This window comes from Neisseria mucosa (assembly GCF_003044445.1).
Lineage (GTDB): Bacteria > Pseudomonadota > Gammaproteobacteria > Burkholderiales > Neisseriaceae > Neisseria > Neisseria mucosa_A.
In genome coordinates this window covers 21,784-33,153 of sequence record NZ_POWX01000024.1, presented here as the reverse complement: position 1 = coordinate 33,153, position 11,370 = coordinate 21,784, and the positions used below count along the sequence as shown (strand labels likewise).

General features: G+C 54.1%; 5 protein-coding genes. 1 reads left to right on the top strand and 4 read right to left on the bottom strand.

The annotated features are described in order from the left end of the window. On the bottom strand, nt 1-6,312 hold a 6,312-nt coding region (locus tag DBY90_RS11330), incomplete at its 3' end, for an ESPR-type extended signal peptide-containing protein (protein WP_107987258.1). 677 nt (nt 6,313-6,989) lie between these two features. On the opposite strand from DBY90_RS11330, the gene DBY90_RS11315 reads away from it, so the two are divergent. Then, the gene (locus tag DBY90_RS11315) at nt 6,990-7,238 is read left to right on the top strand and encodes a BolA family protein (RefSeq protein WP_029609441.1); all 249 of its coding nucleotides are present in this window, start codon (nt 6,990-6,992) and stop codon (nt 7,236-7,238) included. 544 nt (nt 7,239-7,782) lie between these two features. Here the strand turns inward: DBY90_RS11315 and efeB are convergent. From efeB to efeU, 3 genes are all read right to left on the bottom strand, one after another. After that, nucleotides 7,783-9,054: an iron uptake transporter deferrochelatase/peroxidase subunit gene (efeB, locus tag DBY90_RS11305; RefSeq protein ID WP_070492710.1), complete on the bottom strand. Its 1,272-nt coding sequence runs from the start codon at nt 9,052-9,054 to the stop codon at nt 7,783-7,785. Between the two features lie 235 nt (nt 9,055-9,289). Then, complete coding sequence (gene efeO, locus DBY90_RS11300; RefSeq protein WP_070492711.1) at nt 9,290-10,453, bottom strand: iron uptake system protein EfeO; 1,164 nt, start codon at nt 10,451-10,453, stop codon at nt 9,290-9,292. 74 nt (nt 10,454-10,527) lie between these two features. Then, the gene (gene efeU / locus DBY90_RS11295; protein ID WP_070492712.1) at nt 10,528-11,364 is read right to left on the bottom strand and encodes an iron uptake transporter permease EfeU; all 837 of its coding nucleotides are present in this window, start codon (nt 11,362-11,364) and stop codon (nt 10,528-10,530) included. Nucleotides 11,365-11,370 lie beyond the last annotated feature (6 nt).

The following is an 11,370-nucleotide window of genomic DNA, read 5'->3' as shown; positions in this document are numbered from 1 at the left end:
GACAGGGTTGCCTGCCGTACCATTGCCCACAGTCAGTCCGTTGTCGGTCAGGACGCTGTCGCCGACAGTTACTTTGTTGAAGGATACGTCGTCTGAAGTCGCTACGGTGATGTTCTTACCGTCGCGGCTGACTTTGATGTTTTTGCCTTCTTTGAAGGTTACGGTGTCGCCCGCGGCGATTTTTTCAGACGAGGTTTCGTCATTGGCTTTCAGGTTCCAACCTTTGTCGGCGGTTTCTTTCACTGCGGCAATGGCGTCGTGGACGTTGTCTTTGCCGGTACCGCCGATGTCGGTGAAGGTGACGTTGCCGTTGTTGTTGGCCGCGTTACCGCCGAGAATTTTCGCCAGGTTGGCTTGGGCTGCGTTCAACTGCTCCTCAGTCGCCGCTTGACCTTTGGTAGCGAAGTCCGCACCGCCCAAGGCTTTGTTGCTCAGACCGCTTACCGTGCCGTTTACGCCGTCGATGCTGACAGGTTTACCACTGTCTTGTCCGATTTTGACGGTATCGGCAAGTTTCAGTTGTACGCCACCTTCAACGGTTTCGCTGACAATGTTGCTGTCACCTTTGATGTTGACAGTGTCGCCCAATGCGTATTTGTTGCTGCCGCTCGTACCGCCGATATTGATGCCTTTGGCAATATTACCAGCGTTGGTATCGGCTTTCTGATCAACTTTATACAGTTGCGCTCCGTTAACAGCATCGGTGCTATCAGCAGCAAGCGTGCCTTCGGCAACCTTAGTAATCTTGTTACCGCCGTTGTTCAGGCCGGCAGTGGTCAGGCTGACTGCTTCTTTGCCGCTGCTTGGCACCGGAGTCAGGGTGATGCCGTTTGCTGTGGTTTCGGCAATATTGCCGTCTTTGTCAGCCAAGGAAACATTGCCGCCGTTGATGGTGGTCACGTTGCCGTCGGTTTCAAATTGGGCGCTGTTCAAACCTTGCAACTCTTTGGCAAGTTTGACGTTGAGCGTACCGTTGGCGTCGTCTGAAACCACGCCGATGTTGTTTTCAGACAGTTTCGCCGCATCCGCACCGCCTTTAACCAAGACTTGGTTGCCGAGTTTGCGCTCGAAATTCTTGTCTGCGTTGTCGCCGCCGAAAGTCAGGCCTTTTTGCAGCTCGGTACCGATGCTGTCCAATGCGCCTTGTACGGTGTTGACAGGTGCGGCCTGCGTGCCGTCGGTTTTGGTTACCACCAGATTCGGTACTTCAACCGCGCCGGTAGCCGGATTGACGGTTGCGCCCAATGCGGTTGCCAACGGAGTGAGCTGGCTGACATTGACGGCATCGGTATTGTTCACACCGGCAGCGATGTCGGTTGCTTTCTTACCGCCGTTAGACAGACCTTCGGTTGTCAGTTTGACAGGGTTCGCCGCTGTACCGACGGTCACGCCGTCTGCAGAAACGGTGGTTTTGCCGCCTGCTGCGTCGACAAATTCAGACGAGGTCAGACCTTTCAACTCTTTCGCCAGCTTGACGTTGAGCGTGCCGGTAGTGTCGTCTGAAACCACGCCGATGTTGTTACTGTCAGACAGTTTGGTCGCATCGGCTTCGCCGCCTTTAACGGTAACAGTGCTGCCCAATTGGCGGGTTGAAGGCGTACCGCTGTCGCCTGCAAAAATCAGAGGCGCACGGACGGCATTGCTCAAGGCGGTCAATGCGTCGCCGACATTGTTGTAATCAGCTACGCCTGAAATCGCCGGGCTGCCGGAAATCACAGAGTATTTCGGCGCGGCGATTTCACCGGTAGTGCTATTGACGGAAGTACCCAAAGCTTGGGCAACTTTGTCCAGCTGGGATACGTTTACCGCATCGTTTTGCCCTTTACCTGCAGCAACGTTGCCAATTTGGGTCGGAACGGTAGTTTGCGGATCGGTCGGATTCAGCGCGGCAATGGTTACGTTGCCGTTGTAGGTTTGGCTTGGATCTTCCGCGTAAGTAAAGGAAACCTGTTTTGCGCCTGAACCATCAACCGTTACGTTGCGCTTCAGGATTTTGCCATCTGCGGAAACGTAAGCAAACGGAGCTTCGTTGGTAACCGCCGTCAGGGTAGTAACGTGAACGTTATTGATGGCATCGGTCAACTGGCTCAGGTTAACCGCGTCGGTCGGTTGGTCGCCCTTGCCCAGATTGGTAATCTTGGTGTTGGACATATCCAGTCCGCCTTTGGCAGTGATTTTGCCTGCGAACTCGGGCGCATCGGCAGTATTGATGCTGACGGTGGACTCGTTTTGGTTCAGCACGATGTTTTTACCCGCTTCCAACGTGATGGTCGAACCGTTGGTAATTTCTTTCAGCGAGTGGTTGTTGGCTTCACCGTTGGTACCGCTGGTTTTAGCCGTATTCAGCTTGAACGACTTGTAAGAAGCGTTGTTGATGGCGGAAATCGCGCCTTCAATGGTGGATGCGCCTGTACCGCCGATGTTGGACATCGTAATGGTACCGTCATTCGCAATGGCTGCATTGCCACCCAATACGCCGACTGCGGTCGTACCGATGTTGTTCATGACGTTTTGAGTCGCATAAAGCTGGCTGCCGTTTATTGCGTCGGTGCTGGTTGCGCTGATGCGGCCTGCGGCGACATTGGTAATCGTACGCTCTTTGCCTGCCGTGCCGATGCTGAGTGTGGACTCAGGTGCAGTACCTGCGAAGTTACCAAAAGTCAAGCCGCCAACGGTAGCAGAGGTCGTCGGAACGGCTGCTTCAGTCGCGGAATTGGCACCCAATGCGATAGAACCTGCATGAGCGGCATTGGCGTTCTTACCGAAGGCAATAGCATTGCCGACAGAGGCTTTTGCCGAATCGCCCAAGGCAAAGGTATCGCCCGCTGTCGCTTTGGCGTTTTTACCAAAGGCTACGGCACGGTTTTGCGTGGCTTGGGCGTTGTAACCGATGGCGATGGCGTCGTCTTTTTGCGCGTCTGCTTCGTTACCCAATGCTAAGGCATTGTTGGCAACGGCTTTGCTGTTCCGACCTGCCGCGACGGTGCCGAAAGCAGTAGCTCGGGTATTGAAGCCCAACGCGGTCGCACCTGCCGCCGTGGACTGGCTGTATGGGCCGAGTGCGGTTGCAGAGTCTTGGGTGGCGGTTGCGCCGTCACCAACCGCTACGCTGGATTTACCCAACGCTTTGGAAGATTGACCGGCTGCTAAAGAGTTTTGACCGTAAGCATTGGACGACTGACCGACGGCAGTGGCATTGGTGCCGCTGGCTTTGGTGTTCGCACCAATGGCGACGGAGCCTTCGCCTTTAGTCAAACCATTGACAGCAATATCGGATGCGGTGTCTTCGTTGACAGTGGCGTTTTTACCGATGGCTATAGAGTTGGAAATCACCGCCTGCGCGCCTGTACCGACGGCTACGGCAAATTCGCCGGCAGCTTGCGCGTCTGCACCTGCTGCCAGAGCATCCAGTCCGGTTGCGCCGTCATTGTTGTAGTTGCCACGGGCATTAGAGGTCGTCTGAACGCTGTAAAAATGGCTGGAGTTGCCGCCGCCCAATTGGTCGATTTTATTGTTCATCGCTTCCAAAGCGTCGTGAACATTGGCTTTACCTGTACCGCCCAAGTTATTCAGGGTCAGATTGCCTGCATCGTCGATTTGGGTACTGCCACCCAAGGCGTCTTTGACGTTTTTACCCAAGTTGAGCAGGTAAGAATTGGTCGCGTAAAGCTGGCTGCCGTTGATGGCATCGGTACTGGTTGCACTGATAACACCCGCGGAGACGTTTTGGATTTGACGGGTGAAGGCATTGCTAGACTTACCTGCTTCAGCGGTATTGATGCTACCGACGGAAACCGTACCATAAGAGCTTGTTCCGGCAGCGGTATAGTTGCCATTCAGCGTGTAGTCGCCGTTGTGGTGTGCTTCAGTCAAGCTACCACCACCCAATGCAACATCGTTTTCATTAACGGCATGGGATTCGTAACCCAAGGCAAGTGCTTTGACGGCATCGGCTTTAGTATATGCACCCAAAGTAACGGCACCTGCCTTCGCCGAAGTTGCGGATACACCCAAGGCAACAGTATTGCCTTCCGCAGCATTGGCAGAATGACCAAATGCAACAGCTTCTGCAGCGAGTGCTTTGGCAGTATTACCGAAGGCAATCGAGCTGTTGCCTGTTGCTTGAGTATCCAGACCGATTGCCATCGCATAGTCTTCTGACGCAACAGCATTGCTGCCGATAGCGACACCGTTGAGCTTGTTGTTGGTTACCTTCGCCATATTACCGATGGCTACGGCAAAACGACCGGAGGCATTGGAATCGATACCCAATGCAACTGCCTCACTGCCTGATGCGTTGGCACGCTGACCGACAGCGACGGAAGAAACGGCTCCGGCAACGGTCTCATGACCGATGGCAACAGTTTCGTGTGCGCTGGCATTGGCAGTCTTACCGATAGCTACGGAGTTGTCACCGCTGGCTTTGGAAACCATACCGACGGCAACTGCGGATTCTTTTTCCGCCAATGCGGTTTTACCGATGGCAATGGTATTGTTGAAGCTGCCTTTTGCGGCCTCACCGATGGCAACGGTAGAGGTGACATTCAATTTTTGAGCATCCGTGCCCATGCCTGCTTCTTTACCGATGGCGACGTTGTTCGCACCGACCACAAATGCGCCGGAACGCAAGCCAAGAGCGATGTTATCCACGCCGGTGGCGTTATTGCCCGTACCTTTACCGATAGAGATTTGGCGTTCATTGGTATAAGCATTGCGGCCGCTGTCCGCGCCGATATAGACGGTGTCCGCACCAACCGTGCGACCTGCGGAAACGGCGGCGTCGTACACGCCCGCGTTCGTACCCACTACGATATTGCCTGTACCTGCCGCTACGGCTTTGTTACCGATGGCGACGGCGTTGTTGGCAGTGGCTTGGCTGTTTTGTCCGAGCGAAGTAGAAGTTTCTGTAGTGGCAATGGCTTCCTTACCGACCGCGACGCTGCTCATACCGGTTGCCTGAGTGGCAAAACCGACGGCAATCGCGCCTTTGGCAGAAGCAGTGGTTTGCGGACCGGCAGCCAAGGCGTTTTCAGCACCTGCATTGCTGTCCACGCCTAAGGCTGTGGCGCGCAGGCCGTTTGCCGTGCTGTTCTTACTGACGGCAGTAGTATCGTGATTGACTGTCTTAGCGCCATAACCGATGGCGGTTGAGAAATTGCCGGTTGCGTTCGTCGCTTTGTCCGTCGCCTGACTACCGCCAATCGCGATGGAGGACGTGCCCTGCGCATTCGCTTTACCACCGATGGCAATACCGTAAGCTCCTGAACCGACCGTAAATTCGCCCACGGCAATCGCACGCTGCGCGGAAGCGACGGCAGTACCCATTATTGCTAGGCTGGCAGGTCCCGATGCATTGGCACCTTTACCGGTAGAACTTGAACCACCGATAGCGACAGCACTCAATCCCGAAGTAGTGGAATTGAAACCAATGGCAACGCCATTAGATGCTACATCGGTTACAACGGATTTGGTACCGATGGCAACGGACGAACTACCCTGCGCATTAGAGCTGTCGCCGACAGCAATACTGCCGCCTTTGGTTTTCGCCAAATATCCGATGGAAACATTTTTGGGATCCATACCGGTAGCACTGGTTCCGATATAAACGGAATGGCTACTATTGGAATCAATGCCTGCCGCCGAACCGATAGCGATGACGTTATTGACCCCTAAACCGCCTTTCAGCGCGCTCTCACCAATGGAAATATTGCGGCCGCTGGAAGAAACAGTATCTCCTGCCAATTTTCCGATACTGACATCAGCCTCACCTTTTGCCGATGCCGCCTGACCCATAGCGATAGATTGGTTATGGTTGGCACTTGCCGCCGCACCGATGGCAATCGCACCGGTTGCACGGGACGGTTCATCACTCGGACCTGCAGTGGAAGAATTGGCACCGATAACGACATTGGTTTCTCCTTTGGAAGATGCCCCTTGTCCCATCACGACGGATTTGCCTTGTTTGGGCGTGTCTCCCGGTATGACATCCAAGGCTTTTGTACTATCGTCGCCACAGACCACGTTGTAACTTACGGTATCGAAATAGCAGGTGTTGTAGTCGGTACCTTCGGTAGCCGCAGAGATAGCTTTACCATTAGCAAGGGTTTTGCCGCTATTTTCTGCAGCCATGACTTGACCGCTGGCGAGCAGCAGGCCGGACATGATGGCGGTAAACGCGAAGCGCACGCCTACGGAGGCAACGATGCCGCCTATGCCTGATGAAGCTGTTTTCCCATGCGCTTTGGCGAATTCCGCCACCGCGTTCCACGTCTGTGTGGTTTCGTTCCATACGACACGATAGATTTTATTCATGCTTACTCTCTGATTTAAAATGTTAAACAAATAAATTTAATATATTATTGAACTGTAGGACTAGCCTACTTTTCAAACATCCGACCCAATAACCAAAAATGAAAGCATCTTATTCGATACCGATATTTCGATTACAAAAATTATTCAACGGATATGACGCATATTGTCACTTTCAAACAAATTTCAGAATTTATCTATACCTCAGATAACAATCTCTCAAACCTGATTTCATGACCTTTTAGCTATTTATATATCCGTTTATCTTTAATAACTTCTATTTTCTTAACCTTACTTTGCAATTAAAGCGAAAATTTATCTTTTTATTCGAAAGCAATTTATATGCCAAAACCCTTTTACTTAGATTCATACGTACTAAAAAAATGATATTTTTAAGTATCCGACATCTAAAAATAAGCAAAGAGGTCGTCTGAAAATGTTTCAGACGACCTCTGCAAATCTCATGTTGATTTAATATTAATGAATAATGTTTCAGATATAGTGAATTAACTTTAAACCAGTACGGCGTTGCCTCGCCTTGCCGTACTATCTGTACTGTCTGCGGCTTCGTCGCCTTGTCCTAATTTAAAGTTAATCCACTATACATCCTCAGCAAGTTGGCGATGTTTGACGGCATTATTCTGTATAATGCCGCAATGTTTTTGAAACAAGGAATACAAATGCTTACCCCAGAACAAGTCAAATCGCTGATTGAAGGCGTTGCCGCTTGCGAACACGTAGAAGTCGAAGGCGACGGACATCACTTCTTCGCCGTCATCGTCTCTTCCGAGTTTGAAGGCAAAGCCCGCCTCGCCCGCCACCGCCTGATCAAAGACGGTCTGAAGGCGCAATTGGCCAGCAACGAATTGCACGCGCTGTCGATTTCCGTTGCCGCCACACCTGCGGAATGGGCAGCGAAGCAGCAATAAGCCGTACAGCAGACAAGAGAAGGTCGTCTGAAACCGGAATTAGGTTTTCAGACGACCTTTTTTGCTTTGCCCTATCCGTTACCAGCCGCTCGTAGCGTGGGTTCTACCCACGGATAAACAGAGATGATTGGATTCGGACGTTCGGACGGAAGGTTGTGGGCGAAGCCCACGCTACGATTTGCTGCAACGGCAACCTGTTCCTTCCCCCGTCCGGCGGGGGAAGGTTAGGATGGGGGTGACTTTGTGGGTTTAGGTAAAATCAAATTCGTGCAAGCCGTAGAATCATCCTCTCCCGCCAGGCGGGAGAGCCAGCCGCCCGTAGCGTGGGTTCTACCCACGGATAAACAGAGATGATTGGATTCGGACGTTCGGACGGGAGGTCGTGGACGAAGCCCACGCTACGGGTTCGGTTTATTGAGAACACCCGCACCCACTTGACGGAAAGGTCGTCTGAAAACCGGAATACTTGATTTTCAGACGACCTTTTTCAGGGAGAGTTTGACGGATAAAACCTATGCGCCGTAAGGTTTCAGACGACCTGTACTCACGCGCTGAGCAGGCTTTGGGCGAGGAAGCCGCCTTTTTCTACACCGGGGAGGATGAAGAAATAGCCGCCGCCGAAGGGGCTGATGTACTCTTCCAGCGGTTCGCCGTTGAGCAGGTTTTGGACGAAGATGAAGCCGTCGGCGAGGTTGGCTTGGTAGCAGATGAACACCAAGCCGACGTCGAGCTGGCCGTTGGCGGCGAGGCCGCGGGAGTAGTTGAAGGCGCGGCGGTAGAGCAGGTGTTTTTTCATGAACTCGGGGTCGCGCGGGTTGGCGAGCCTCATGTGGCTGTCTTTGGGGGTGGTTTTGCCGTCGGGGTCTTTGGCGAAGTCGGCGGTGTCGCTCTCTTTTTTGCCATCCATGGGGGCGCCGCTGTATTTGCGGCGGCCGAAGATTTCGGTTTGTTCCTGCAAGGGGGTTCTGTCCCAGAATTCGACGAAGTGGCGGATGAGGCGGACGGCTTGGTAGCTGCCGTTTTTCGCCCAGGCGGGTTCGTCTTGGCTGTTGGCGGCGATGCCTGTCCAGAGGACTTGGTCGGCAATTTTGGGATCGGATACGTCGGGGTTGCCGGAGCCGTCGCGGAAGCCTAGGAGGTTGCGGGCGGCGATGGCGCCGGGTTCGGCTTTGGGCAGCCAGCCGTCTATGCTCCAGCGGATGACGGCGGTTTGGGCGGTATTTTTGATGATGTCGCGCAGGGCGGCTTGGCAGGTTTCGGGGGTGAAGGCGCAGATTTGGAGGCTGAGGTCGCCGTCGCACCATGATTTTTGGAGGCGGTCGTTGGGAAAGTCACGCATTTCTTGGAGGTGGCGGGGTTTTTTGTCTTTGAGTCCGAAGCGGTCGTCAAAGAGGCTGCTGCCGACGCCGACGGTGATGGTAAGGCCGTCGGGGCGGAAGGTTTTGCCGAGCAGGCCGCTGCCTGCGGGGGGGAGTTTTTCGTCGCCGTCTTGGTACTCGCCGCCTTGGGTGAGGAATTCGATGCGGGCGGTGAGGGTGCGGAAGAGGTTTTCGAGTTGTTTGGGGTCTTTGGCGGTGACGTCGAAGGCGCACATGATGCCGAAGAGTTGGTGCGGGGTGGTGATGCCGGCTTGGTGGGGGCCGTAGCAGGGGTAGGCTTGCGGGGAGTGTTCGTTGTGGCGGGTCTCGGCGGCGGTTTCGCCTTGTTGTTTGCCGGCAAACCAGCCTGCCGCGCCGGCTGCGCCTGCGGCTAGGACGGTTTTGAACAGGGTGCGTTTGGTCGGTTGGGTGGGTTGTGGGTTGTTGTCTTGGCTCATGGTTTGTCCTGAATGTAGGTCGGATTCTTGAATCCGACGTTTGGCATGACGGCAAGGTGTGTCGCGGTTTGTGCTTTGTCGGATAGAAGTGTCCGACCTATACGGCTTTGGGTTTTTTCGCGGGCAAAGCCCACGCTACGCCTGCGATTGCCGCGCGGGCATGACTGCTGTCAGCGATAAGTTTTCAGACGACCTTTTGAGTAATAGAAGGTCGTCTGAAACGGGCGGGTCAAGTTTATTTGAGACCCAGTGTGCCGCGCAGTTGGCTCAGGTCTTCGGCAAGGGCGTTAATCGGTGCCTGAAGGGTTTTGCGGTCTTCGTCGCTGAGTTTGTCGTAGGTTTCAAAGCCGTCTTTGGTTTTGTATTTGGCGAGGATGTCGGTTACTTGTTTGAAGTTGGCATCGACTTTCTCGAGCAGGGCTTTGTTTTTCTCGGCAATCATCGGACGGAAGAGTTCGACGATTTTTTGCGCGCCTTCGATGTTGGCTTGGAAGTCGCTCAAGTCGGTGTGGCTGTAACGGTCTTCTTCGCCGCTGATTTTGCTGCCGGCAACTTCTTCAATCAACACTGCCGCGCCGCCGACGACTTTGTTCGGCGGGAAGGAGAGGGCATCGATTTCTTTTTGCAGGGCTTCAACGTCTTTCATGAGTTTGTCGGCAATGTCTTTCACGCCGGAGACGTCTTTTTTGACCCACAGGGCGTGTTCGATGCGGTGGAAGCCGGTGAAGGCCGCGTCTTCGGTTTTATCTTTGAAGTCGTCTTCACGCGCGTCGATGGCGGGGTCGAGTTCGTTGAAGAGTTCGGCAATCGGCTCGATGCGTTCGTAGTGGGTGCGGACAGCGGCAAACTGGGATTTGGCTTTTTCGATGTCGCCCGCTTTGACGGCATCGGTGAAGGCTTTGGTTTTGGCAACCAGCTCTTTGGCTTCGCCTTGAACGTAAACTTTATAGTCGGCAAGCGGTTTGGCAAGTTTTTCCAAATCGGCTTCGTTGCCGGTGTCTTTAAAGCCGCTGTCGGTTACCACCAGCTTGCCGCGCGGGTTGGTCAAGAGGCCGCAGGTCATTTCGTATTCGCCCGGCAGCAGGGTAACGGTCATTTTGTCGGAAAGTCCGGGGGCGATGTTTTCGCGTTCGTCAACCACCATCACGCCTTTGAGGATTTCCCATTCGAGCTTGCGGCCGCTGTTGTTTTTGATGTTGAACACGACTTGTCCGCTCGGTACGGTCAGTTCCATCGGTTCGCAGGCGGTGTCGTTCACGGCGACGTTGACGGAGCCGCCGGCATTCGCGCTGGATGCACCTGACGCGGCAGGCGCGGATTTTTCCGCTTCGGGCGGCTGACACGCGGTCAGACCCAAAGCCAGCATCACGGATAAAGCAGTTATATTGAGTTTTTTCATTTCAAATCTCTTTGGCATGTTGATAAGAATGAGATACGGAATTTTTAAGCGCCACTAGGGGCTGTCGACAGTCTCTAATGGCTTTCAGACGACCTCTGCACCGCGGCGGGCTTACTGCCGTGCAGAAACCAAATCATGACCGGAACCAAATACAGCAGCCACGCCAGCACCTCGCCCTGCGTCGGGTGGTCGGTATAGCCGAAGAAGCCGCCGAGCAGCACGCCCAGCGGGCTGTCTTCATGCAGGTATTTGGAAGAATCAAACACCACCTCTTGCAGGTGGTTCCACACGCCCGCTTCATGCAGCGCACGCAGCGAACCTGCCACCAAACCGGCGGCCACCACAATCAAAAACGCGCCCGTCCAGCGGAAAAACTTCGCCAGATTCAGACGCATACCGCCCTGATAAATCAGTGCGCCGATGACCACTGCGGCAAGCAGCCCCAATACCGCGCCGACGGGCATAGACCAAGTCGGGCTCTGCTGAAACACCGCCAAGAGGAAAAACACACTCTCCAACCCCTCGCGCGCCACAGCCAGAAAAGCCATGCCGACCAAAGCCCAGCCTTGACCGTTGCCGCGGTTTAAGGCGGTCTGAACCGAATCCTGAAGCTGCTGCTTCATCGAACGGGCGGCTTTTTTCATCCATAAAATCATATAAGTCAGCATCGCCACCGCCACCAAACCGATAACGCCGACCACAAATTCCTGCTCCTTCTGCGGAATCTCGCCCGTTGCCGAATGGATGCCGTATCCGATGCCCAAACACATCAGCGCAGCCAAAGCCACACCCAGCCACACCTTAGGCATCAGCCGCGAATGTCCCGACTGTTTCAAAAAACCGGCGACGATACCGACGATCAAAGCCGCCTCGATACCCTCGCGCAACATAATCAGAAAAGCAATCAACATATATAA

What these genes read in the sequence shown, in the direction of transcription:
- DBY90_RS11315 (WP_029609441.1), top strand. Translation starts at nt 6,990, where the DNA reads ATGCTTACCCCAGAACAAGTCAAATCGCTGATTGAAGGCGTTGCCGCT.
- efeB (WP_070492710.1), bottom strand. Translation starts at nt 9,054, where the DNA reads ATGAGCCAAGACAACAACCCACAACCCACCCAACCGACCAAACGCACC.
- efeO (WP_070492711.1), bottom strand. Translation starts at nt 10,453, where the DNA reads ATGAAAAAACTCAATATAACTGCTTTATCCGTGATGCTGGCTTTGGGT.
- efeU (WP_070492712.1), bottom strand. Translation starts at nt 11,364, where the DNA reads ATGTTGATTGCTTTTCTGATTATGTTGCGCGAGGGTATCGAGGCGGCT.